The following is a 22,566-nucleotide window of genomic DNA, read 5'->3' as shown; positions in this document are numbered from 1 at the left end:
AGAACAACCGTGCCTGTGCTGATCGAATGGCTGGTGGCCGCGCTGTTGCTGGTGGCGTCGTTTTTTCTGCTGGTGGGGGCCATTGGCCTGGTGCGCCTGCCCGACTTTTTCATGCGCCTGCACGCGCCCACCAAGGCGTCCACGCTGGGCGTTGGCGGGGTGCTGCTGGCGTCCATGCTGCTGAGCTGGCAAGCGGGCCGGCCCGGCGTGGCCGAGTTGCTGATCACGCTGTTCGTGTTTGTCACCGCGCCGGTGTCGGCCAACCTGCTGGCGCAGGCCGCCCTGCACCTCAAGCTGCGGTCACGGGCGCCGCTGCCGCCCGACGTGGTGCCCGAGCGTTCGCCCAAGTGAAACCCAGGCCGCCGATGTAGGCATCAAAACTCTGCCGACCGGCGGCCTCCAGGTCAAAAGCTTCGGGCGCCAGCAGCCAGTTCTGGATCAAACCGTCGATCAGCGCGTGTAACCCGTGCGCTGCCGTGATGGCGGGCATGGGCAGCTTCACATCGCCCAGGCGCGCGGCCTGCAGCAAGCCCGCGCGGGTCATGGCCACACACTCGTCGCGCGCCTTGAGGTGGCGGTCGCGCACGTCCAGCATTTCGGCCACGTACTCCACCTTGTGGGTGGCGATGTCGCGCACCCGCCGCGTTGGTGTGTCGTGCACGGTTTTGTGCAGGGCATTGAGAAAGGCCGAGCGCATGCGCTCCAATGGCGCCGTGGGCGTGTCGTCGTCTGAGGCCTGGCCGGCGCAGGCCAAGGTGTCCTCCAGCGGCAGGGTCACCCGCTCCATCATGGCGTTGAACAGGGCGGCCTTGTCCTGGAAGTGCCAGTAAATGGCGCCGCGTGTGGTGCCCGCCGCCACCGCGATGTCGTTGAGCGAGGTGCGCGACACCCCCCGTTCGGCAAACAGCAGTTCTGCCGCGTCGAGCAGCTTGTCACGGGTTGCCAGTGCGTCGGCTTTGGTGCGTCTGACCATGTCTCTCTTTTTGTGGGGGCATTTGAAACGGGTCTCTACTATACATTCAAGATTGTATGTATACTGCCGGACTGTTTCAAATTCCACATTTCTCCAAAGGTTGACCATGTCTGCATTGATGCATGTCAAACCCCTGGCGCCGCGTTTGCGTGCGCCTTTTGTTTTGTCGGTGGCCGTGTTGGCCGTCGCTGGTTTGTTGTCCGCCTGTGGCGGCAAAGACGCCGCCGCTCAGGGCGCGGGTGGTGGTGGGGGCATGCCGCCGGTGGAGGTGGGCGTGGTCACGGTGGCGCCGGGTGACGTGGGCCTGACCACCGAACTGCCCGGTCGCCTCGAGGCCTCGCGTGTGGCCCAGGTGCGGGCGCGTGCCGCTGGCATCGTGCAGCAGCGCCTGTTCAAGGAAGGCAGCGACGTGAAGGCTGGCCAGGCCTTGTTCCGCATCGACGCCGCGCCCTATGCCGCCGCGCTGGCCAGCGCCGAGGCGCAGCTGGCGCGTGCCCAGGCCAACCTGGGCCAGGCAACCGCCACGGTGGAGCGTTACCGCCCGCTGGTGGCGCAGCGTGCCGTGAGCCAGCAGGATTTTGTCAACGCCGAAGCGGCACAAAAGCTGGCGCAGGCCGACGTGGCGGTGGCCCAGGCCGCCGTGCAGACCGCCCGCATCAACCGCGACTACGCCAACGTCACCTCGCCCATTTCGGGCCGCATCGGCCGCGCGCTGGTGACCGAAGGTGCGCTGGTGGGGCAGGGCGAAGCCACCCCGCTGGCGGTGGTGCAACAAATCGACCCGCTGTACGTGAACTTCACCCAGTCGGCTTCCGAGGTGCTGCGGTTGACCCGCGCCATCGAGGCCGGCCGATTCAAGCGCAGCGGCGCCCAGGCCGCGCAGGTGCGTGTGGTGCTGGACGACGGCAGCGAACACCCGCAAATGGGCAAGCTGCTGTTTGCCGATCTGTCGGTGGACAGCACCAGCGGCCAGGTGACCTTGCGGGCCGAGGTGCCCAACCCGGGTGGCAAGCTGCTGCCTGGCCTGTACGTGCGCGTGCGCCTGGAGCAGGCACAGGCCAGCAATGCCTTTGGTCTGCCGCAGCAGGCCGTCACCCGCACCCAGCAGGGCGACACCGTGACCGTGATCGATGGTGCGGGCCAACGTGTGCCACGCACCGTGAAGATCTCGGGCCAGCAGAACGGTCTGTGGGTGGTGACCGATGGCCTCAAGGCCGGCGAACAGGTGATGGTGGACGGCTTCCAGAAGCTGATGATGCTGCCCCCCACCGCACCAGTGAAACCCGTGCCCTGGTCGCCCACGCCGGCAGCGGCGGCGCCCGCTGCAACGGCCAAGCCTTGAGGGAGTTGAGGCATGGCCCGATTTTTTATTGACCGCCCCATCTTCGCGTGGGTGATCGCGCTGTTCATCTTGGTGCTCGGTGGCGTGTCCATCACCCAGTTGCCGATTGCGCAGTACCCGCCGGTGGCGCCGCCCGCCATTGTCATCAGCGCCGCCTACCCAGGTGCGTCAGCGCAGACGCTGGAGGACAGTGTGTTGTCCGTCATCGAACGCGAGATGAACGGCGCGCCTGGCCTGATCTACATGGAGTCGGTGGCACAAGCCGACGGCAGCGGCAACATCACCCTGAGCTTTGAGCAAGGCACCGACGCCGACCTGGCCCAGGTGGAGGTGCAGAACCGCCTCTCGCGCGCCACACCACGCCTGCCCTCGGCGGTGACGCAACAGGGTGTGCGGGTGGACAAGTCGCGCAACAACTTCCTGTTGTTCGCCATGATCTCCAGCGACGAACCGTCGCTGGACCCCGTCGCGCTGGGCGACTATTCCTCCCGCAGCATCGTGCCCGAACTGCAGCGCCTGCCCGGCGTGGGGCAGGTCCAGCTGTTCGGTTCCGAACGCGCGATGCGTGTGTGGGTGGACCCGGCCAAGCTGCTGGGCTACGGCCTGAGTGCGGCCGATGTCACCAACGCCATCCGCGCGCAGAACGCCCAGGTGTCGGCCGGTGAAATTGGTGCGTTGCCCAACATCGCGGGCCAGCAGGTGGCCGCCACCGTGGTGGTCAAAGGCCAGCTCACCAGCGTTGAGCAGTTTGGTCAGGTGGTGCTGCGCGCCAATGCCGACGGCTCGGCGGTGCGCCTGAAAGACGTCGCCCGCATCGAGTTGGGCGGCCAGGCCTACGCCACCTCGGCGCGCCTCAACGGCCAGCCTTCGGTGGGCATTGGTGTGCAGCTCTCACCCAGCGGCAACGCCCTGGCCACGGCCACGGCCGTGCGCGCCAAGATGACCGAACTGGAGCGCTTCTTCCCCCAGGGCATGAAGTGGGACATCCCTTACGACAGCTCGCGTTTCATCAAGATCTCCATCCAGCAGGTGGCCGAAACCCTGGTGGAAGCCGTGGTGCTGGTGTTCCTGGTGATGTTCCTGTTCCTGCAGAACTGGCGCTACACCCTCATTCCCACCATCGTGGTGCCGGTGGCCCTGATGGGCACCATGGGCGTGTTGCTGGCCATGGGCTACTCGATCAACGTGCTCACCATGTTCGGCATGGTGCTGGTCATCGGCATCGTGGTGGACGACGCCATCGTGGTGGTGGAGAACGTCGAACGCATCATGAGCGAGGAGGGCCTGCCGCCCAAACAAGCCACCCACAAGGCCATGGGCCAGATCTCCAGCGCCATCGTGGGCGTGACAGTGGTGCTGATCTCGGTCTTCGTGCCGCTGGCGTTTTTTGCCGGCTCGGTGGGCAACATCTACCGCCAGTTCTCCACCGTGATGGTCGCGTCCATCGCCTTCTCGGCTTTCCTGGCGCTCACGCTCACGCCCGCGCTGTGTGGCAGCCTGCTCAAGCCGGTGGAGGCGGGCCACGCCCACGCCAAAACCGGTTTCTTTGGCTGGTTCAACCGGGGCTTTGCGCGCACGGCCAAAGGCTACGAAGGTTTTGTGGCACGCCTGCTGCCGCGCGCCGCGCGTTACCTGGTGATCTACCTCGCCATTGGCGTGGCCGTGGGCTGGATGTACATGCGCCTGCCGACGTCCTTCCTGCCCGGTGAAGACCAGGGCAACATCATCGTCAACGTGCAGTTGCCGCCCGGCGCCACGCAGGAGCGCACGCGCCAGGTGATGGAGCAGGTCGAGGACTTCATCCTCAAGCAGCCCGAGGTGCAGAGCATGGTGGGCGTGATGGGCTTCAGCTTCTCCGGCCAGGGTCAGAACGCCGGCCTGGCCTTCGTGACGCTGAAGGACTGGTCCGAACGCACCGCGCCGGGCAGCAGCGCGGACGCGCTGGCCGGCCGCGCCTTCGGTGCATTGATGGGCATACGCGACGCGTTCATCTACCCGCTGAGCCCGCCGCCCATCCCCGAACTGGGCGCCTCGTCCGGCTTCAGCTTCCGCTTGCAGGACCGCGCCGGCCTGGGCCACGACGCGCTCATCAACGCACGCAACCAGTTGCTGGGCATGGCCTCGCAAAGCAAGGTCATCACCCAGATGCGCCCGGACGGCCTGGAGGACGCCCCGCAGCTTCAGGTGGACATCGACCGCGAGCGCGCCTTTGCGTTGGGGGTGGGGTTTGATGGCATCAACAGCGCCATCTCCACCGCCCTGGGCTCGGCCTACGTGAACGACTTCCCCAACGGCGGCCGTTTGCAGCGCGTGGTGGTGCAGGCCGATGCCACGGCCCGCATGCAACCCGAAGACGTGCTCAAGCTCAACGTGCCCAACAGCCGTGGCCAGATGGTGCCGCTGTCGGCCTTTGCCACCACCCAGTGGGTGACCGGCCCGATGCAGACCGTGCGCTACAACGGCTACCCGGCCGTGCGCCTGAGCGGCAGCGCCGCCCCGGGCTACAGCACGGGTGCGGCCATGGCCGAGATGGAAAAGCTCGCCGGCCAATTGCCGCAGGGCTTTGGTTTTGAGTGGACGGGCCAGTCGCGCGAAGAAAAACTCGCCGGCTCGCAAGCCCTCATCCTGTACGGCTTCGCGGTGCTGGCGGTCTTCCTGTGCCTGGCCGCGTTGTACGAGAGCTGGACCATCCCGCTGGCGGTGATTCTGGTGGTGCCCTTGGGCGTGTTGGGTGTGCTGGCGGCCACCTGGGGCCGGGGCTACGCCAACGACGTGTACTTCCAGGTCGGCCTGATCACCATCATCGGCCTGTCGGCCAAAAACGCCATCCTGATCATCGAGTTCGCCAAGGACTTGCAAGCGCAGGGGCGTGGTCTGGTGGAGGCGGCCCTGGAAGCCGCGCACTTGCGTTTCCGTCCGATTCTGATGACCTCGCTGGCCTTCACCCTGGGTGTGTTGCCACTGGCCATTGCCAGCGGTGCGGGTGCTGCCAGCCAGCGTGCCATCGGTACCGGCGTCATCGGCGGCATGATCACCGGCACCGTGTTGGCCGTGGTGTTTGTGCCCATCTTCTTTGTGGTCGTGCGCGGCCTGTTCAAGGGCAGCGCGCGCCAGCGCCTGGTGCATGCCCACGATGCCGAGCACCTGGGGGTGAAGCATGATTAAATTTATTTCCCCCCGCGCCGCCTTCGGCGTCACCCCCCAGGGGGCAACACCAGCCGTCTGGCAGAGCCAGCCCGGCGGTGTTCCCGGACGGGTCACTTCGCTGGGCGTGTTGTTGTTGGCAGGGCTGTTGTCGGCCTGTTCGCAACTGCCGGTCTACCAACGGCCTGCGGTCGATGTGCCGGCCGCCTTTCCCGCCGCCACGGCACCCGCGGCCACGCCCGCGCGTGACCTGGCGTGGCAGGACTTTGTGCGCGAGCCCGAGTTGCGCGCGCTGATCGAGACGGCCATCGCCAACAACCGCGACCTGCGCGTGGCGGTGCTGCAGATCGAACAGGCCCGCGCGCAGTTTCAAATCCGGCAAGCCGATCAGCTGCCCACCGTCAACGCGGCGGCCACCGGCAACCGCCAGCCGGCCGCCAACGGCGACGGCATCAGCAGCACCTACACGGCGGGCCTGGCCCTGGCCAGTTGGGAGATCGACCTGTTTGGCCGGGTGGCCAGCCTCAAGGAAGCCGCGCTGGCCCAGTTCCTGGCCAGCGAAGAAACCCGCAAGGCGGTGCAGGTCAGCCTGGTGGCCTCGGTCAGCAGCGCCTGGCTGGGCCTGCAGAACACCGACGACCAGATCGCACTCACGCGCCAGACCTTGGCCTCGCGTGTGGACGGGTTGTCGCTGACGAAGCTGCGCTTTGACAACGGCACCGCCACCGCGCTGGACCTGCGCCAGGCCGAGTCGCTGGTGGCGTCGGCCCAGGCCACGCTGGCCCAGTTGCAGCGCCAGCGTGCGCAAGAGGCCAACGCCCTGGCCTTGCTGGTGGGGCAAGGCGGTGCCTTGCCGCCCGCCGCTACCACCCGGGCGCCGGTGTTTGATGCAGCACTGCCGCTGGCCGAGGTGCCGGTGGGCCTGCCGTCGGATGTGCTGTTGCAGCGCCCCGACGTGCGCGCGGCCGAACAGCAACTGGTGGTCGCCAACGCGCAGATCGGCGCCGCCCGGGCGGCCTTTTTCCCGCGCATCAGCCTGACTGCCAGCGTGGGTACGGCCAGCAACCAGCTCTCCAACCTGTTCTCCAGCGGCTCCTGGGGATGGACACTGGCGCCGCAGGCGCTGCTGCCCATCTTCGACGCCGGCCGCAACCAGGCTGGGCTTGAGTCGGCGCAGGCCGCGCAACAGATTGCTGTGGCGCAGTACGAAAAAGCCATCCAGACCGCGTTCAAGGACGTGGCCGACGCGCTGGTGGCGCGCGAGCCCCTGGCGGAGCAATGGCGCGCCCAGCAGGCGTTGCTGACGTCTGAGGCCGAACGTGCCCGCCTGACCGACCTGCGCGTGAATGGTGGTGTGGCCAGCCAGCTCGAACTGTTGGATGCCCAGCGGTCGCTGTTCAGCGCCCAGCAGGCCCTGTTGCAGACCCGTCTGGCGCTGGCACAGAACCAGGTGGCCTTGTACAAGGCGCTGGGTGGCGGCTGGAAAACGCCGGGCTGATCGCTCGCGTTTGCCGGTTCTCAGTGGCTGGTCACGTGCCCCAGCCGCTGTGACAACATGCGCCCGGTCTCCAGCAGCGCCCGCGCCTGCGGGCCATCTGCTTGCAGGTCCAGGAGGGCGCTCGGTCCGATGGCGGCGATGGCCAGCGCCACGCGACCAAAACCGTCGAACACCGGCACCGCCAAGGCGCTGAGGCCGGGCAACAAATCGTCCCGCACGCGGGCGATGTGCTCGCGCCGGATGTCGGCCAGCTCGGCCGCAAAGGCGGGTTCATCGAGCGCGCCGGCGGCACCCTCTTCGGCCAGGGCGGCGGCGATTTCGGCGCGGTCGCGAAAGGCCGCGAACACCTTGCCCGTGCCGGTGCTGCGCAGCGACGCGGGCAGCCCGTGCCGCATGGACACGCGCACGGGTGTGGGGCCGTCTTCCACCCGGATGATGACCGGACCATGGGCACCCCACACGGCGGCCGACACGGTGCAGCCGGTGCGCAGGGCCAGGCCGGGCATTTCGGCAATCACCAAACGCACCGGGTCCAACTGCTGCAGGCTGATCAGGCCCAGCTGCATGGCCAGCGGCCCGAGGCCGTAGTGGCCACTCAGCGGGTCCTGCTCGATCAAGCCCACCTTGCCAAAACTCACCAGGTAGGGGTGTGATTTGGCCGGTGTCATGCCGGCCTCGCGCGCCAGGTCCTTCAAGGCCATGGCGCGGCCCGAGCGCGCCAGTGCCTTCAGCAACTGGCTGCCCACCTCAATGCTCTGGATGCCCCGCGACCCCCGGCCGCTGGGGGCCTCGGCGTCGTTGTCAGGGTCGTCGTGGTCTGGGCTGGGGGCGGGGGCGTGTTTCATGGCGGGCAAAAGGTTGCGCGGATTCTGCCAGTCTACGGGTTTTCACCTAAGCAAAGAGATTCGACATTGACGAATTTTCTCGCTACCATCCGCGCATTCGTTTCTGATAAACAAATTCGTCATTGACAAATATTCAGCCATGAACACCAAAACCTTCGCCTCCGCCGCCGACCTGGAAGAAAAGCAGGTCAGCTTCGACCGCCTGTCCGAACACGCCTACGCCTACACCGCCGAAGGCGACCCCAACACCGGCGTCATCATTGGCGACGACGCGGTGATGGTCATCGACACCCAGGCCACGCCGGTGATGGCGCAAGACGTGATCCGCCGCATCCGCGAAGTCACCGACAAACCCATCAAGTACGTGGTCATGAGCCACTACCACGCGGTGCGCGTGCTGGGTGCCTCGGCTTACATGGCCGAAGGCGGGCAGCACATCATTGCCAGCCGCGACACCTACGACCTGGTGGTCGAGCGCGGCCAGTTCGACAAGGACAGCGAGATCGGCCGTTTTCCGCGCCTGTTCCAAAACGTCGAGAGCGTCCCGCCCGGCCTGACCTGGCCCACGCTCACCTTCGAGGGGCGCATGAGCCTGTGGCTGGGGAAGCTCGAAGTGCAGCTGATCCAGCTCGGCCGGGGCCACACCAAGGGCGACACGGTGGTGTGGATTCCGTCCGAAAAAATCCTGTTCAGCGGTGATCTGGTCGAGTTCGACGCCACGCCCTACGCGGGCGACGCCTACTTCAAGGACTGGCCCCAAACGCTGGACAACATCGCCGCGCTCAAGCCCGAGAAGCTGGTGCCCGGCCGAGGTGCGGCGCTGCAAACACCCGAGCAGGTGCAGGCCGGCCTGGCCGGCACACGCGATTTCATCCGCGACCTCTACGCCAGCGTGCAAGCCGGCGTTGCAGCAGGGCAGGACCTGCGTCAGGTGTACGAGGCCACCTTCGCCGCCCTGCAACCCAAGTACGGCCACTGGGTCATCTTCAACCACTGCATGCCGTTTGACGTGACCCGTGCCTATGACGAGGCCACCCAACACGCCGACCCGCGCATCTGGACGGCCGAGCGCGACCGCCAGATGTGGCAGGCCTTGGAAGGCTGAGCTTTTTCCCCCACATCCACCCCGGAGACAAACCATGCAACGCAAAACATTCATCCAATCGCTGCTGACCCTGGCCTTGGCCACCACCACCACACTCGCGTCCGCGCAGGACAAACCCATCGAATGGGTGGTGGGCTACGCCGCAGGTGGCGGCTCGGACGTGGTCGCCCGCATCTTGGCCGAGGCCATGGCCAAGCCCTTGGGCCGCACCATCATCGTGACCAACAAGCCCGGCGCCGGCACCAACATCGCGGCCGACTACACGGCCCGCTCCAAGGACTTCGGCAACATCGTCTTCACCGCCGACTTTGCAACGCTCGCTGCCAACCCCACGCTGTTCACCAAGCTCAGCTACAACGCCGAGCGCGACTTCCAGCCCGTGGGCCTGCTGGTGCGTTTTCCCATGTTCCTGGTGGTGTCCAACACCGTGCCGGTGAACAACCTCAAGGAATTCCTGGCCTGGGCCAAGGCACAGAAAGACCCGGTGAGCTGGGGCTCGGCCGGCCTGGGCAGCCCGCACCACCTGGTGGGCGAGCTGTTCCGCGAGCAGAGCGGTCTGAACCTCGTCCACGTGCCTTACCGGGGCGCTGCCCCCGGTGTGCAGGACGTGGTGGGCGGCCAGATCCCGGCCATGTGGCTGGACAGCGCCAGCGCCTACCCGTTCATCCATGGCAAGAAACTCAAGGCCATCGCCGTGGCCAGCCCGGCCCGCCTGAGCACCATGCCCGACGTGCCCACCGCACACGAGCAAGGTCTGAAAGGTTTTGAGGGCTACGCCTGGCAAGGCCTGGTGGTGCCCACCGGCACCCCGCCCGAAGCCACGGCCAAATTTGCCCATGCGCTGCAACAGGCCTTGGGTCAGACGGTGGTCAAGGCCAGGCTGCAGGCCATGGGCCTGGAAACGCTGCCGGGCACGCCGGAACACATGGCGAGCTACGCCCGCGCCGAGCGCGACAAGTGGGGTGCCGTCATCACCAAAATCGGCGTCAAGCTGGACTGAGCGGGCGCTTTCACAGGAGCCTTGACATGCAGAAGACCTACACCTACCCCGAATACGCCTACGAACAAAGTGATGAGCAGCGCGCCGGTGTGCTCAAGCGCCACCCGGTGGTCATCATCGGCGCTGGCCCCATGGGCCTGACCCAGGCGCTGGACCTGGCGCAGCGTGGCGTGCCCACGGTGCTGCTCGACGACAACAACACCGTGAGCGTGGGCTCGCGCGCCGTGTGCTACGCCAAACGCCCGCTGGAGATCTGGGACCGCCTGGGCGTGGGCCAGGACTTTGCCGCCGCCGGCGTGCAGTGGCAAGTGGGCAAGGTCTTCTTCCGCGACGAACTGGCCTACCGCTTCGACCTGCTGCCTGAAACGCAGCACAAGATGCCTGCCATGATCAACTACCAGCAATACCACCTGGAAGAACGTCTGGTGCGCGCCTGCATGGATGCACCCCTGGTGGACCTGCGCTGGAAACACAAGCTGCTGGCCATTGAGCAACACGCCGACCACGCCACCCTCACGGTGGAGACGCCCGACGGCATCTTCAAGCTGGAGGCGCAGTGGGTCATCGCCGCCGACGGTGCCAACAGCGACACCCGCCGCATGATCGGCGCCGACTTCAGTGGTCAGTTCTTCCAGGACCGTTTCCTCATCGCCGACGTGGTGATGAAGGCCGACTTTCCCACGGAAAGGTGGTTCTGGTTCGACCCACCCTTTCACAGAAACCAGAGCGTGCTGCTGCACAAGCAGTGCGACAACGTCTGGCGCATCGACTTCCAGCTCGGCTGGGACGCCGACCCGGTGGAGGAGAAAAAGCCCGAGAACGTGATCCCGCGCATCCAGGCCATGCTGGGCCCCGATGTGGACTTCGAGCTGGAGTGGGTGTCGGTCTACCAGTTCGCTTGCCGTCGCATCGACCAGCTTCGCCACGGCCGTGTCATCTTCATCGGTGATGCGGCCCACCAGGTCTCGCCCTTTGGCGCACGCGGTGCCAACACCGGCGTGCAGGACTGCGACAACCTGGGCTGGAAGTTGCACGCCGTGCTGGCCGGCAACGCCCCGCTGGCCTTGCTCGACACCTACCATGAGGAACGCGCCTTTGCGGCCGACGACAACATCGGCCACTCCACCCGCGCCACCGACTTCATCACCCCCAAGAGCCGCAGCTCCCTGCGCCTGCGCAACGCGGTGCTGGAGCTGGCCCGTACCGAGCCCTTCGCGCGTCCGCTGGTCAACAGCGGCCGCCTGTCCACCCCCACGCCGTATGTGACGTCGTCGCTCAACACGCCGGACAGCGAGCCGTTCGCCGGCCACATGCGCCCCGGCACCAACTGCGCCGACGCGCCCATTGAACGCAACGGCGAGGCCGCCTGGCTGCTCAACCAGTTGGGTCAGGGTTTTGTGTTGCTGAGCTTTGGTTCGGCGACGCCGGTGAGCGTGGGCGGCGTGACCGCACAGGTGCTGGAGGTGGGCAAAGACATCATCGACCGCGCCGGCGTGTTGACCGAGCGCTACGACGCGTTGCCCGGCACCGTGTACCTCATCCGGCCCGACCAGCATGTGGCCGCCCGCTGGCGCACGTTCGACCCCACCCAGGCCCAGGCTGCGCTGGCACGCGCACTGGCCTTGCAATGAACAGCGAGACAAGCATGGCACTCAACCGACAACCCAACATCGCCAACCCCGACGTGTTCTACGCCGAACTCATCAACGCCCAGCGCGAACTCAGCGACGAGCAAGCCGACATGGTGCTGGCCAAGCTGGTGCTCATCCTGGCCAACCATGTGGGCGACCGCGCGGTGCTGAGCGAGGCCATTGCGCTGGCGCGCGAGAACACGTTGGACTCGGCCGCCTGACCTCAGGCCGAGGCCCATTGGGCCAACACCCCGGCCACCGCCGGCACAATGCTGACCGCGTTGCTGGGGTGGGGGATGCAGTCGGTGCTCCACACGTGCCGCGCGCCCGCTGCCTTCACCCGGTCAATGGCGTCGCCCGCGAACAGCGCGTGGGTCACGGCCACGTCCACACTGGCGGCGCCGGCCGCCCGCAGCAGGCGGGTGGCCTCCACCAGCGTCTGGCCCGAGCTGGCCACGTCGTCAAGCAGCACCACGGCGCGCCCGGCCACGGGCAGGGCGGGCAGGGCGGGCAGGGCAATGGTGACGTGGCGGTCGCCGTGGCGTTGTTTCACACAGGCGGCGTGGTCCCAGCCTCGCGCTTGGGCGGCACTGGCCACCCACTGCAGCGATTCTTCGTCGGGCCCCAGCAGCAGGGGCGCGCTGTGGTGCTGGGCGATCAGTTCGGCCAGCAGCGGCGCGCCGCTGAGCACCACGGCACGCTTCGCATCGCGCAGGGGCACGGCTTCGTGCAGGGTGGCCACGCGGTGCAGGTGCGGGTCCACGGTCAACACGGCGTCAAACAAATCGGCCAGAAAGCCGCCCACCACGCGCTGGCTCACCACCTCGCCGGGGTGGAAGGCGATGTCCTGGCGCATGTAGGCCAGGTAGGGCGTGACCAGGCCCAGCCACTGGGCGCCCAGGGCCCGAGCGCCGCGCGCGATCAGCAGCAGTTCCACCAGTTTTTCGTTCGGTTGGTGCAGGCCGCGCCAGACCACCACACGCGCAGGCAGTTCAGGCGGCAGTTGCAACCGCAACTCGCCGTCGGGGAAGCGGTGGCGTTGCACCACCTGCAGGGGCAGGTGTGCGGCGTGTGCGGCGCGGCTGGCGATCTCGGCTTCGTCTTCCAGGCACAGCAGGCAAAGGGGGGCGCTCATGTTCAAAACTCCACAAACACGTGTGGCATCTGGCTGGCGTCACCCAGCGCAAAGGCGGTGCTGCGCTGGGTGGCCTGGCGCGCAAACTCCAGGTCGGCGGGAAAGTCGGCGTACACGCGGTACAGCGGTTGACCGGCTTGCACCGTGTCGCCGAGTTTGTGGAACAGATCCACGCCAGCGCTGGGCACTTTGGGTGCGCCGGCCAGGCGCGCAATGCGCGCGATCTGCAGGTTGTCGATGCCAATCACCACACCGTCGGCGGGGGCCAGCACATCAAAATGGAGTTTGCCCAGCGGCGGGTGGTGGTGGTCGAAATGGCGCGAACCCTGGGCCTCGATCAGCGCGTTCATCTGTGCCAGGGCGCGGCCCGAATCGAGGATGTCGCGTGCAATGGTGAAGCCGTCGCCACCGCGAACGTCCGGGTTGCATTCGATCAGCCGGCCGGCCAGGCGCAGCGATTTCTGCCGCAGGTCGTTGGGGGCCAGAGGGTCGTTTTCCAGCACCCGCATCACGTCGCGCGCTTCCAGCACCGGGCCAATGCCTTGGCCAATGGGCTGGCGGCCGTCGGTGATGACCACATCCAGCGAGAGGTGCAGGCGCTGTGCCACGTATTCGAACAGGCGGCGCAGGCGTTGCGCCTCGGGCATGGAGCGCACTTTGGCGGTGGGGCCGATGGGGATGTCCAGCACCAGGTGGGTGGCGCCAGCGGCGATTTTTTTCGACAGGATGGAAGCCACCATCTGGCCGGGTGAATCGATGGACAACGGGCGCTCCACCGAGATCAGCACGTCGTCGGCCGGCGAGAGATCGGCGGTGCCACCCCAGGCCAGGCAGGCCTTGTGCTGTTGCACGATGGCGGTGAGTTCGTCGAAGGGCAGTTCCACGCGCGCCATCACCTCCATCGTGTCGGCCGTGCCGGCGGGCGAGGTGATGGCCCGCGACGAGGTTTTGGGGAACACCAGCCCGGCCGCCGCCACGATGGGCACCACCAGCATGGAGGTACGGTTGCCTGGTATGCCGCCGATGCAGTGTTTGTCCACCACCAGCGGGGCGTGCCAGTCCAGCCGGCGGCCGGTGGCCACCATCGCTTCGGTGAGGAAATACACCTCCTCGCGGTCCAGCTCGGCGCGGTTGCAGGCCACCACAAAAGCGGTCAGTTCGATTTTGGAGTAGCGGTGCGCCGCGATGTCGCGCACGATGGCCAGAAAGTCCTCACGGCCGAGGCGCTCGCCTTCGATCTTGCGGAACAGCGCCGGTATGGACTCGGGCGGTTCGGCTTGCGAGACGGTGACCGGGTGGCCCTTCTCAACACCCAGGCGCTCGAAGGCGTCTTGCGAGAGGCCCAGCTCGTGGCACTGCACGATGCGCGGGTCGCTGCTGACGTTGAGCACCGCGAGGATGCGTTTGCCGTTGGCCCGCACCTCCACCTTGGCCAGGGCCTTGAAGCCCTCGGCGCGGTAGATGGCGCAGTCGCGGTGCAGGTAGGCGACGTTTTCGTGGTGGGTGTCGATGGCCACGCGGCGCAGGGCCAGGGTGTTGCTGTGCTCGGTGGCAACGGCGGCCGCATCGGGGCCGGCTCGGCTGGTGGTGTTGTTCATGGTGCGCTGCTGAAGGGCTGTCTCTGTGTTCATGCTAGCGCCAAAGTGCGCTGGCGGCTGTGGCTTCTCTGACGACTTGCGCTTCACGGTGGGGACGCGGTGGCCAGGTTGTGCAGCAACGCCCGTTTCATGGCTTGCGCGGCATCTTGCATGGGCATCAGGACGCGGCGCACGGTGTCTTCGGTCGAGGCAATTTGCAGCAGCCACGAGCAAGAGACGCACGCCAGCACCTGCTGCCCGTTGGTGACGGGCACCGATAGCGCGCCGTAACGTTCGGGCGAGTCGGCTGGCACGACCAACACATCCCGCAGCGCGTAGCCGCTGGTGCGCACGTCGCGCAGGCGTTGCGGCAGCCTGCCAGACCGCAACATGGCCTGATCCCGTTCATCGGCCGAGTGCGACAGCCGCTGCAGCAGCGCATCGCGTTCGGCGGCAGGGCAGAATGCCAGGTAACACAAACCCAGCGACGACCGCAGCATGGGGGCCTGGTAGCCCAACTGGCGGTGGTTGGCCGCCAAGCCCAACACCACGGCGTCGGGTTCATCGACGATGAGCATGTGCTCACCCTCACGCACACCCAGGTTGACGGGCCACGGCACGGCTTGCTGAAGCCGCGTCATCGCGGGATGTGCGAGTTGCGCCACGCGGGCCAGGTGGGCGCGCTGCGCTGGTGGCAGGCCGGGCGAGGTTTCCATGACGTAGCGCCCGCGTGTGCCTTGGCGCCTGATCCAGCCGCTCTCCACCAGCGTGTGCAGCAGCCGCACCAGCGTGGCCTTGGGCAGGCCAGTGGCGTCCCTCAGTTCGGTGAAGGACAGGGACGACGCGCGCCGCACGGCGCTCAGCACCTGCAGGCCACGCTGCAGCGATTCGACAGTCGGTGGAGGTGGCATCGCCGGTCAGAAAAGTTCCGTTGCGTGGAACTATAGCTGCCACGCTGCGGCGGGTCTTCCTACATTGCAACGCCTTGCACACACAACTTTCCCATCACACAACCCCATGAAGAACGATCCCATGAACACGCTGCGCATTGCCTTTGTCACAGGCGGTGCCTCCGGCATCGGCCTGGCCACCGTCGAGCGCCTGGCGCGCGACGGCCACCGGGTGGTCGCCATCGACCGCAACGAGGCCCAGTTGACCGAGGCCGTCGAACGTTTGCAGCAGCTCAAGCTCGACGTCCAGGCCGCGGCTGCCGATGTGTGCGACCGCACGGCCATCGCCCACATCCTGGACACCCAGCCTTCGGTGGATGTGGCGGTGGCGGTGGCGGGCGTGTACCGCTCGCGTGCTTTTGATGAGCTGAGCGATGCGGATTTTCAGCGCACGCTGGACGTGAACCTTCGCGGCGTGTTTGTGCTGGCCCAGGAGGCGGCGCGGCGCATGCAGGCGGGCGGGCGCATCGTCGCGGTGTCCTCACGCGGTGCGCTGGGCATGCACCGCGCCGCAGACTACGTGGCGTCCAAGGCCGGCGTGGTGGGCCTGGTGCGCGCCATGGCCATGGACCTGCGCACGCGGCAGATTGCCGTCAACTCGGTGGCGCCCGGCTTCACCGACACGCCCATGACCCGCAGCATGCCCAGCGACTTGTACGCGGCGGCTGAGGCGCTGGAGCCCAGCGGTGCGGCGACCTCACCCGATGACATCGCCCACGCCATTGCATTCCTCGCCGCGAAGGAAACCCGGTTCATCACCGGTCAGACCCTGATGGTGGACGGTGGCAAGTCGCTGGGCGGCCTGGGGGTTTGAGTTACCAGGCGACACAACCGCCGCGCTCGCCGCGCTTTGGGTCACCCGTGCCCGGTGCCGCGTGACAGCCGGTTGGCCATGCTCCAGCGGTGCACCTCCGATGGCCCGTCGTAAACGCGGAAGGCGCGGATGTCCTTGAAGATGCGGGCGACGATGGTCTCGTCCGACACACCGCTGGCGCCCAGCACCTGCACCGCGCGGTCCACCACGCGCCACTGCGCCTCTGAACACAGCACCTTGGTCAAACTCGACTCGTGCCGCCCCTTGTGCCCCTGGTCCAGCACCCAGGCGCAGTGCCAGATGGCAAGCCGCGCGCTGTGCAGGTCCATGTCGTTGTCGGCCAGCATGAAACCCACGCCCTCGTGTTCAATGAGCGGCTTGCCAAAGGCGTGGCGGCTGCGGGCGTAAGCGGTGGCCACGTCGTGCGCGCGCCGCGCCTGGCCTTGCCAGCGCATGCAGTGCGTGAGCCGTGCGGGTGCCAGTCGCACCTGGGCATAACGAAAGCCCTCGCCGATTTGCCCCAGCACATCGCTGGCGGGCACACGCACATTGGTGAAGCGCACCACACCGTGGCCACCTGTGAAGCAGCTGTCCAGCGCGTCGATCTGGCGTTCAATGACGATGCCATCAACGTCCATGTCGCTCAGGAACATGGTGGCGCTGCCGTCTTCCATGCGCGCCATGATGATGGCGAAGCTGGCCCCGGTGGCGCCGGTGATGAACCATTTGAGGCCGTTGATCACATAGTGGTCGCCATCACGCACGGCCGTGGTCTGCAGCATGGACGGGTCGGAGCCGGAACCGGGCGCCGGCTCCGTCATGCAGAAACACGAGCGGATGTGTCCTTGTACCAGCGGGCGCAACCAGCGTTCTTTTTGCGCGTGGGTGGCCACCACCTCCATCAGGTGGATGTTGCCTTCGTCGGGGGCGTGGATGTTGAGTGCCACCGGCCCGAGCGGCGAGTAGCCGGCTTCCTCGAACACGATGGCCTTGTCGATGTGCGACAGGCCCAGACCGCCCAGTTCGGGTGACGCATGGGGTGTCAGCAGCCCGGCCGCGCGGGCTTTTTCAACCAAATCACGGCGCAGGGCTTCGTGTGGGCCGTGGCCGTCCTGGCGCGGATCGCGCTCCATCGGAATGACCTCATCGGCGATGAAGCGGCGTGTGCGTTGCTGCAGTTCGAGTTGGGCGGGGCTGAGGCTGAAATCCATGGTCGGCGCGGCGGGGTCGGTGGGAGCCGGAGTATGAGATTCAGGCCGTTCTGAAGGCTGTCGCCATCGGGTCAGCGCGGGTGCCTGCCGCCCTCAGCTTGCGTGACCCAGCGCCTGGTTGTAGATCGCGCGGCTCTGCTGGTAGCAGCTGCAGCTGGCCTGGAGCAACGCCGGCCGGTCGGCGATGACGATGTGGCCGCGGTTGTAGTGAATCAACCCCTGTTGCTGCAACCACCCGGCCGCTTCGGTGACCCCCGCGCGCCGCGCGCCCAGCATGTGGGCCAGGTGTTCGTGGGTCAGCCAGAGGTCGCGCGAGCGCATGCGGTCCTGGCACATCAGCAGACAGCGCGCGAGCCGCTGTTGCAGGGGGTGGAAATGGTTGCACACCGATTGCAGCCCCAACTGGCGCAGCTCCGCGTACAAGTAGTGACTCACCAGCCACACCAGATGCGGGTGGTCGCGGCCATGACGCGCCAGCCGGGTGGCTTCGATCTTCCAGGCCATGCCAGCTGCGCTCACCACGGCGCCGCACGCCGAGACAAATATGCCCAATGCACAGCCACCGCCGTACAGACCTTCGGGGCCGGTCAGGCCCAGGTTCAGGCGTTTGCCGTCCAGTGTGGGGGCCACCAGCGAGATCATGCAGGTGGTGGGGAAGTACGCGTGGCTTTGAAGCGTGCCACCTTCGCCCAGCACGGTGGATGCGCTCAGCTCCACCAGTTCCGCCTGAGCCAGCAGACCCTGGCGGTCGTGCGGCTCCAGTTGCTTCAGGATGCGGTTGGCCAGCGTGTGGTTGATACTGGCTTTCAACCGGCCGGGTAGGCTGTTTGGGAAGAGCCTGCCAGGCAGCAGGCGCCTGCGCATGCGCACTGACCGCCTGCGCACCTGGGGTGGGTGGCGCACTTGGCGTCGTGTGGGTGTTGCATCGGCGTTTCCTTGAACCTGCCACAGGGGCGTGAAGAGCGTCCGACCAGGGACGCTCTGTTCAAGGGAATTCTGCGGAGAAAAAGGGACAAAAGCGGCCAGCGTACGTTGCCGTACAGAAGCCGTTGTCACGCAGGCGGTCGTGGCCACCTGGCCTGTTCCCGCAGGCGGCTGTCCGATGTCAGGAGGCCGTCTGCTGACCGGTCAGCCGGTGGTGGCCAGTGCCCGTTGCCGCGACGAGGTGGTCATGACGTTGGCTTCGCCGTCGATCACCACCTTGTCACGCACGCGGCAGGTGGTGGACAACACGGCGCGCGCGCGTTCCAGGTCCACCGACACCACTTCCACCGTCGCATGCACCGTGTCGCCAGGGCGCACCGGCGCCCGAAACTTGAGCTGCTGGCCCAGGTAGATGGTGCCTGGCCCGGGCAGCCGGTTGGCGATGGCGGCCGAGATCACGCTGGCGCTCAGCATGCCGTGCGCGATGCGCCCCCCGAAGGGGGTGCTGCGCGCGAACTCCTCGTTCAGGTGCACCGCGTTGTTGTCACCCGAAACGCCGGCAAACAACACGATGTCGGCCTCGGTGATGGTGCGCGAGAACGTCGCGCTCAAACCGGGGCGCAGGTCCTCGATGTCGTGGCCGTTGAGTTCGTTCATTTTTGTTGTCTCCCTGAATGTGCTTGTGTGAGCCGGTGGATGTCAGTCCGGCACCACCGCCGTGACTTCGATTTCCACTTTGGCGCGGTCTTCCACCAGCGCTGCCACCTCGACCGCCGTCATGGCGGCGTTGAAGCTGCCGATCAGCTCCTTGAAGGCCTTGCCAATTTCGGGGTAGGCGGCCACATATTCTTTTTTGTCGGTCACGTACCAGGTCATGCGCACGATGTGCTCGGGCTTGGCGCCACCAGCGGTCAGCACCTCGACGATGTTTTGCAGCGCCTGGCGCACCTGGCCGGCCATGTCGTCGGTGTGGAAAACGCCCTGGGCGTCCCAGCCGATCATGCCGGCAACAAACACCATGCGGCCTTTGGCGGTGACGCCGTTGGCGTAGCCGCGGGGACGGGGCCAGCCGGGGGGAAGCAGAACTTGCATGTGGTCTCCAATCAGGACAGTTTCAAGAAACGGGTTTCGATGGCGTGGCGCACATCGTCGGGGGCGGGTATGGGCTGGTGGGTGTCCAGGCTGGTGAACACCAACACCTTGTGGGCTTTCATGCGCAGCTGGTCGCCGACGCGGATGTCGAAGTCGAGTGAAAAGGAGCTGCGACCCAGGTGTTTGACTTGCAGGCCAAGCACCACCTCGTCGCCGGGGCGGCTGATGGCGGTGAAGTCACACTCCAGCCGCACCGTGGGCGTGCCCACGCGGCGCGGCCCCAGCAGCTCGGCGTAGCTCACGCCCAGGCCTTCGGTGAACCAGTCCTCCAGGTGGCCATTGAGCATCACCAGGTACTGTGGGAAGTAGACAATGCCAGCCGGATCGCAGTGGGCGAAACGGATGCGCAGCGGCTTCTCAAAACGTTTCATGTGTCCAAGTCCTCAATGGCCGCAGCGCAGGGCCGCCCCAAGCAAGGCCCGCCCCCTCGGGGGGCAGCGACCCGCGCAGCGGTGGAGCGTGGGGGCGTCATGCTTCGTGCAGTTTGAAGCGCTGCAGCTTGCCGGTCTGGGTGCGGGGCAGCTTGTCGACAAACTCGACGGCGCGCGGGTACTTGTAGGGCGCCACCGTCTGCTTGACGAAGTCCTGCAGCGTTTTCACCATGGCCGCGTCCTGCTCCTGGCCGGGGCGCAACACCACAAAGGCTTTCACGATCTGGCCGCGTTCTTCGTCGGGCACACCAATCACCGCGCACTCGGCCACCGCCGGGTGCAGCATCAGCGCGTCTTCCACTTCGGGCGCGGCGATGTTGTAGCCGGACGAGATGATCATGTCGTCGGTGCGGGCCTGGTAGAAAAAGTAACCGTCGGCGTCCATCAGGTAGGCGTCGCCGGTCACGTTCCAGCCGTTTTTCACATAGGTCTTCTGGCGCTCATCGGCCAGGTAGCGGCAGCCGGTGGGGCCTTTCACCGCCAGCTTGCCCACGGTGTCAGGCGGCACCTCGTTGCCGTCGTCATCCACCACCTTGGCCTGGTAGCCGGGCACGGGTTTGCCGGTGGCGCCGGGGCGGGCCTTGTCCTCGGTGTGCGAGATGAAGATGTGCAGCATCTCGGTGGCACCGATGCCGTCGATCAGTTCGATGCCGGTGGCTTCTTTCCACAGGGCGCGGGTGGAAGCGGGCAGGGCCTCGCCGGCCGACACACATTTGCGCAGGTGGGTCCGCTTCAGCTCAATGCCCCGTGCCGCCAGCGTGCGGTAGGACGTGGGCGCGGTGAACAGCACCGTGGCGTGAAATTCCTTGATGCCGTCGAGCAACTGCGGCGGGCTGGCCTTTTCCAGCAGCACGGTGGACGCGCCCACCGACATGGGAAACAGCACCAGACCACCCAGGCCAAAGGTGAAGGCCAGCGGCGGGCTGCCAATGAACACGTCGTCGGCCGTGGGCTTGAGCACGTGCGGCGGCCAGCAGTGGCAGATCGCCATCACGTCGCGGTGGAAGTGCATGGTGGCCTTGGGCACACCGGTGGTGCCCGAGGTGAAGCCCAGCAGGCAGGTGTCGTCGCTGGCGGTGTCCAGGTTGTCGAAATAGGGCGAGGCGCGCTCCATGGCGGCTTCCAGGCTGTCCGGCCCTTCGTAGTTGAAGTGGCGCAGGTGGCGCAGCAGGGGCGTTTCCAGCGCGGTCAGGCGCATCTCTTCGGCCAGCGAAGCGTCGCACAACGCGTGGCTGACTTGCCCAATGTCAACGATGGCTTTGAGCTCCTTGGCGCGCAGCAGCGGCATGGTGGCCACGGCGATGCCGCCGGCCTTCATCACCGCAAACCAGCACGCCACCAACATGGGGTTGTTGGGTGCGCGCAGCAGCACGCGGTTGCCGGGCACCAGGCCCATGTCCTGCACCAGCACGTTGGCGATGCGGTTGGCCTTGTCGCGCAGGTCGGCGTAGGTCCAGGTCAGGCCGGGTGCTCGGATGCAGACACGGTCGCCGTGGCCGGCGGCCACATGTTTGTCCAGCAACTCGGTGGCGCAGTTGAGGCGCTCGGGGAACTGCAGCTCGGGCAGGTCGAACACAAATTCGGGTTGCTGATCGGCCGGCGGCAGGTTGTCGCGGGCAAAGGTGTCAACGTGGGCTGTGGTCGCAGCGTGTTTCATGGCGTGTCTCCCCGGTTGTTCAGCGGGCCACTTCTTTGAGCAGCTCGCGGCCGATGATGAGCTGCTGCACCTCGGTGGCGCCTTCGTAGATGCGCAGCGAACGGATCTCGCGGTACAGGCGCTCCACCGGCTGTTCGCTGACCACGCCCAGGCCGCCCCAGATTTGCACGGCCGCGTCGATGACCTGCTGCGCGTTTTCGGTGGCGGTGAGCTTGGCCATGGCGGCTTCCTTGGTCACGCTGTGGCCCTGGTCGCGCTTCCAGGCGGCGCGGTAGGTCAGGAGGGCGGCGCTGTCGATCATGGTGGCCATCTGCGCCAGCTTGGCCTGGGTGAGCTGGAAGTCGGCCAGCACGCCACCAAACATCTTGCGGGTGGTGGCGCGGTGCAGGGCCTCGTCGAACGCGCGGCGGGCAAACCCCAGCGAGGCGGCCGCCACCGAGGTGCGGAACACGTCCAGCGTGCGCATGGCCACCTTGAAGCCTTCGCCGGCCGCGCCCACGCGCTGCGTGGCGGGGATGCGGCAGTTGGTGAAGCGCAGCCGCGCCAGCGGGTGTGGCGCGATGACGTCGATGCGCTCGGCGATCTCGAAGCCCGGTGTGTTGGCCTCGACGATGAAGGCGCTGATGCCACGTGCACCAGGCGCTTCGCCGGTGCGGGCGAACACCACGTAGAAATCGGCAATGCCGCCGTTGGAGATCCAGGTTTTCTCGCCGTCGAGCACGTAGTGGTCGCCGTCGGCCACGGCCGCGCAGGCCATGGCCGCCACGTCGGAGCCGGCTTGCGGTTCGGACAGAGCGAAGGCCGAGATGGCTTCTCCGGTGGCGACTTTGCTCAGGTATTTCTGGCGCTGCTCGGGTGTGCCGTGCAGCGAAATGGCGCCCGAGCCCAGGCCCTGCATGGCAAAGGCAAAGTCGGCCAAGCCGCTGTGGCGTGCCAGGGTTTCGCGGATCAGGCAGATGGCGCGTGCGTCCATGGTCTGCGAAGACTCGCCCACCGCGTGGCGGAGCCAGCCGGCCTGGCCCAACGACTTGACCAGGGCCTTGCACTCGGCGTCCACGTCGGGACCGTGGGCGTGCGGGATGTTCTCGGTCGCCCAGGCATCCAGAGCGCGCGCGAGTTCGGCGTGGCGAGGTTCGAAAAAGGGCCAGTCGAGGTAGGTGGTATCGCTCATGCCGCG

The 22,566-nt window shown here is 66.9% G+C and carries 21 protein-coding genes; 9 read left to right on the top strand and 12 right to left on the bottom strand.

The genetic code is table 11. The annotated features are described in order from the left end of the window. Positions 1-9 precede the first annotated feature (9 nt). Positions 10-351 (top strand): Na+/H+ antiporter subunit G, encoded by a 342-nt coding sequence (locus tag ACFQPB_RS07930; protein ID WP_382221578.1) that lies wholly within the window; start codon positions 10-12, stop codon positions 349-351. On the opposite strand, the gene ACFQPB_RS07925 is transcribed toward ACFQPB_RS07930, so the two are convergent. Continuing rightward, positions 290-973, bottom strand: a complete 684-nt coding sequence (locus ACFQPB_RS07925) for a TetR family transcriptional regulator (protein ID WP_382221576.1) — start codon at positions 971-973, stop codon at positions 290-292. The two genes, ACFQPB_RS07930 and ACFQPB_RS07925, sit on opposite strands and share 62 nt — an antisense overlap. Before the next feature lie 106 nt (positions 974-1,079). On the opposite strand from ACFQPB_RS07925, the gene ACFQPB_RS07920 reads away from it, so the two are divergent. Genes ACFQPB_RS07920 through ACFQPB_RS07910 form a run of 3 tightly spaced genes read left to right on the top strand, consistent with a single transcriptional unit; the run spans position 1,080 to position 6,957 of the window. Then, a complete protein-coding gene (locus ACFQPB_RS07920) occupies positions 1,080-2,315 on the top strand; it encodes an efflux RND transporter periplasmic adaptor subunit (protein WP_382221573.1) in 1,236 nt (411 codons plus the stop codon). A gap of 12 nt (positions 2,316-2,327) precedes the next feature. Then, positions 2,328-5,480, top strand: a complete 3,153-nt coding sequence (locus tag ACFQPB_RS07915; RefSeq protein WP_382221572.1) for an efflux RND transporter permease subunit — start codon at positions 2,328-2,330, stop codon at positions 5,478-5,480. After that, a complete protein-coding gene (locus ACFQPB_RS07910; protein ID WP_382221571.1) occupies positions 5,473-6,957 on the top strand; it encodes an efflux transporter outer membrane subunit in 1,485 nt (494 codons plus the stop codon). Before ACFQPB_RS07915 ends, ACFQPB_RS07910 begins: the two co-directional genes overlap by 8 nt. A gap of 20 nt (positions 6,958-6,977) precedes the next feature. Here the strand turns inward: ACFQPB_RS07910 and ACFQPB_RS07905 are convergent, their stop codons facing one another. Continuing rightward, on the bottom strand, positions 6,978-7,802 hold the full coding sequence (locus tag ACFQPB_RS07905; RefSeq protein WP_382221568.1) for an IclR family transcriptional regulator: 825 nt from the start codon (positions 7,800-7,802) through the stop codon (positions 6,978-6,980). 139 nt (positions 7,803-7,941) lie between these two features. On the opposite strand from ACFQPB_RS07905, the gene ACFQPB_RS07900 reads away from it, so the two are divergent. From ACFQPB_RS07900 to ACFQPB_RS07885, 4 genes are read left to right on the top strand one after another with little or no spacing between them, the layout of a single operon-like run. Continuing rightward, positions 7,942-8,907, top strand: coding sequence for an MBL fold metallo-hydrolase (locus ACFQPB_RS07900; protein WP_382221565.1), 966 nt, complete (start codon positions 7,942-7,944; stop codon positions 8,905-8,907). Between the two features lie 34 nt (positions 8,908-8,941). After that, positions 8,942-9,907, top strand: coding sequence for a Bug family tripartite tricarboxylate transporter substrate binding protein (locus tag ACFQPB_RS07895; RefSeq protein WP_382221562.1), 966 nt, complete (start codon positions 8,942-8,944; stop codon positions 9,905-9,907). A 26-nt stretch (positions 9,908-9,933) separates the two neighbouring features. Then, positions 9,934-11,538, top strand: a complete 1,605-nt coding sequence (locus ACFQPB_RS07890; protein ID WP_382221559.1) for an FAD-dependent oxidoreductase — start codon at positions 9,934-9,936, stop codon at positions 11,536-11,538. A gap of 14 nt (positions 11,539-11,552) precedes the next feature. Beyond that, on the top strand, positions 11,553-11,759 hold the full coding sequence (locus ACFQPB_RS07885) for a DUF2783 domain-containing protein (protein WP_382221556.1): 207 nt from the start codon (positions 11,553-11,555) through the stop codon (positions 11,757-11,759). A gap of 2 nt (positions 11,760-11,761) precedes the next feature. On the opposite strand, the gene ACFQPB_RS07880 is transcribed toward ACFQPB_RS07885, so the two are convergent. From ACFQPB_RS07880 to ACFQPB_RS07870, 3 genes are all read right to left on the bottom strand, one after another. After that, on the bottom strand, positions 11,762-12,673 hold the full coding sequence (locus ACFQPB_RS07880) for a ribose-phosphate diphosphokinase (protein WP_382221553.1): 912 nt from the start codon (positions 12,671-12,673) through the stop codon (positions 11,762-11,764). Between the two features lie 2 nt (positions 12,674-12,675). After that, positions 12,676-14,271 (bottom strand): thymidine phosphorylase family protein, encoded by a 1,596-nt coding sequence (locus tag ACFQPB_RS07875; RefSeq protein ID WP_382221550.1) that lies wholly within the window; start codon positions 14,269-14,271, stop codon positions 12,676-12,678. Between the two features lie 83 nt (positions 14,272-14,354). After that, positions 14,355-15,161, bottom strand: a complete 807-nt coding sequence (locus tag ACFQPB_RS07870) for a helix-turn-helix domain-containing protein (RefSeq protein ID WP_382221547.1) — start codon at positions 15,159-15,161, stop codon at positions 14,355-14,357. Between the two features lie 106 nt (positions 15,162-15,267). On the opposite strand from ACFQPB_RS07870, the gene ACFQPB_RS07865 reads away from it, so the two are divergent. Next, complete coding sequence (locus tag ACFQPB_RS07865; RefSeq protein WP_382221544.1) at positions 15,268-16,014, top strand: SDR family NAD(P)-dependent oxidoreductase; 747 nt, start codon at positions 15,268-15,270, stop codon at positions 16,012-16,014. A 41-nt stretch (positions 16,015-16,055) separates the two neighbouring features. Here ACFQPB_RS07865 and ACFQPB_RS07860 read toward each other — a convergent pair whose 3' ends face one another. The 7 genes from ACFQPB_RS07860 to ACFQPB_RS07830 form a co-directional block, all read right to left on the bottom strand. After that, positions 16,056-17,225: an acyl-CoA dehydrogenase family protein gene (locus ACFQPB_RS07860; protein WP_382221541.1), complete on the bottom strand. Its 1,170-nt coding sequence runs from the start codon at positions 17,223-17,225 to the stop codon at positions 16,056-16,058. Between the two features lie 93 nt (positions 17,226-17,318). Further along, a complete protein-coding gene (locus ACFQPB_RS07855; RefSeq protein ID WP_382221538.1) occupies positions 17,319-18,035 on the bottom strand; it encodes a Crp/Fnr family transcriptional regulator in 717 nt (238 codons plus the stop codon). 318 nt (positions 18,036-18,353) lie between these two features. After that, the gene (locus tag ACFQPB_RS07850) at positions 18,354-18,806 is read right to left on the bottom strand and encodes a MaoC family dehydratase (RefSeq protein WP_382199144.1); all 453 of its coding nucleotides are present in this window, start codon (positions 18,804-18,806) and stop codon (positions 18,354-18,356) included. Positions 18,807-18,848: 42 nt separating this feature from the next. Further along, positions 18,849-19,241, bottom strand: a complete 393-nt coding sequence (locus ACFQPB_RS07845; protein WP_382199143.1) for a RidA family protein — start codon at positions 19,239-19,241, stop codon at positions 18,849-18,851. An 11-nt stretch (positions 19,242-19,252) separates the two neighbouring features. Continuing rightward, complete coding sequence (locus tag ACFQPB_RS07840; protein ID WP_382221535.1) at positions 19,253-19,672, bottom strand: acyl-CoA thioesterase; 420 nt, start codon at positions 19,670-19,672, stop codon at positions 19,253-19,255. 97 nt (positions 19,673-19,769) lie between these two features. Beyond that, on the bottom strand, positions 19,770-21,389 hold the full coding sequence (locus ACFQPB_RS07835) for an AMP-binding protein (RefSeq protein ID WP_382221532.1): 1,620 nt from the start codon (positions 21,387-21,389) through the stop codon (positions 19,770-19,772). Positions 21,390-21,408: 19 nt separating this feature from the next. Beyond that, entirely contained in the window at positions 21,409-22,560 is a 1,152-nt protein-coding gene (locus ACFQPB_RS07830; RefSeq protein ID WP_382221529.1) for an acyl-CoA dehydrogenase family protein, read from the bottom strand. Between the last annotated feature and the right edge of the window lie 6 nt (positions 22,561-22,566).

The sequence above is a fragment of the Hydrogenophaga atypica genome (genome assembly GCF_042665215.1).
In the GTDB taxonomy this organism is placed as follows: domain Bacteria; phylum Pseudomonadota; class Gammaproteobacteria; order Burkholderiales; family Burkholderiaceae_C; genus Hydrogenophaga; species Hydrogenophaga defluvii_A.
Note: the sequence above shows the minus strand (reverse complement) of the source record. Positions and strands in the feature narration are given on the sequence as shown.

What these genes read in the sequence shown, in the direction of transcription:
- ACFQPB_RS07925 (WP_382221576.1), bottom strand. Translation starts at nt 973, where the DNA reads ATGGTCAGACGCACCAAAGCCGACGCACTGGCAACCCGTGACAAGCTG.
- ACFQPB_RS07920 (WP_382221573.1), top strand. Translation starts at nt 1,080, where the DNA reads ATGTCTGCATTGATGCATGTCAAACCCCTGGCGCCGCGTTTGCGTGCG.
- ACFQPB_RS07915 (WP_382221572.1), top strand. Translation starts at nt 2,328, where the DNA reads ATGGCCCGATTTTTTATTGACCGCCCCATCTTCGCGTGGGTGATCGCG.
- ACFQPB_RS07910 (WP_382221571.1), top strand. Translation starts at nt 5,473, where the DNA reads ATGATTAAATTTATTTCCCCCCGCGCCGCCTTCGGCGTCACCCCCCAG.
- ACFQPB_RS07905 (WP_382221568.1), bottom strand. Translation starts at nt 7,802, where the DNA reads ATGAAACACGCCCCCGCCCCCAGCCCAGACCACGACGACCCTGACAAC.
- ACFQPB_RS07900 (WP_382221565.1), top strand. Translation starts at nt 7,942, where the DNA reads ATGAACACCAAAACCTTCGCCTCCGCCGCCGACCTGGAAGAAAAGCAG.
- ACFQPB_RS07895 (WP_382221562.1), top strand. Translation starts at nt 8,942, where the DNA reads ATGCAACGCAAAACATTCATCCAATCGCTGCTGACCCTGGCCTTGGCC.
- ACFQPB_RS07890 (WP_382221559.1), top strand. Translation starts at nt 9,934, where the DNA reads ATGCAGAAGACCTACACCTACCCCGAATACGCCTACGAACAAAGTGAT.
- ACFQPB_RS07885 (WP_382221556.1), top strand. Translation starts at nt 11,553, where the DNA reads ATGGCACTCAACCGACAACCCAACATCGCCAACCCCGACGTGTTCTAC.
- ACFQPB_RS07880 (WP_382221553.1), bottom strand. Translation starts at nt 12,673, where the DNA reads ATGAGCGCCCCCCTTTGCCTGCTGTGCCTGGAAGACGAAGCCGAGATC.
- ACFQPB_RS07875 (WP_382221550.1), bottom strand. Translation starts at nt 14,271, where the DNA reads ATGAACAACACCACCAGCCGAGCCGGCCCCGATGCGGCCGCCGTTGCC.
- ACFQPB_RS07870 (WP_382221547.1), bottom strand. Translation starts at nt 15,161, where the DNA reads ATGCCACCTCCACCGACTGTCGAATCGCTGCAGCGTGGCCTGCAGGTG.
- ACFQPB_RS07865 (WP_382221544.1), top strand. Translation starts at nt 15,268, where the DNA reads ATGAAGAACGATCCCATGAACACGCTGCGCATTGCCTTTGTCACAGGC.
- ACFQPB_RS07860 (WP_382221541.1), bottom strand. Translation starts at nt 17,225, where the DNA reads ATGGATTTCAGCCTCAGCCCCGCCCAACTCGAACTGCAGCAACGCACA.
- ACFQPB_RS07850 (WP_382199144.1), bottom strand. Translation starts at nt 18,806, where the DNA reads ATGAACGAACTCAACGGCCACGACATCGAGGACCTGCGCCCCGGTTTG.
- ACFQPB_RS07845 (WP_382199143.1), bottom strand. Translation starts at nt 19,241, where the DNA reads ATGCAAGTTCTGCTTCCCCCCGGCTGGCCCCGTCCCCGCGGCTACGCC.
- ACFQPB_RS07840 (WP_382221535.1), bottom strand. Translation starts at nt 19,672, where the DNA reads ATGAAACGTTTTGAGAAGCCGCTGCGCATCCGTTTCGCCCACTGCGAT.
- ACFQPB_RS07835 (WP_382221532.1), bottom strand. Translation starts at nt 21,389, where the DNA reads ATGAAACACGCTGCGACCACAGCCCACGTTGACACCTTTGCCCGCGAC.
- ACFQPB_RS07830 (WP_382221529.1), bottom strand. Translation starts at nt 22,560, where the DNA reads ATGAGCGATACCACCTACCTCGACTGGCCCTTTTTCGAACCTCGCCAC.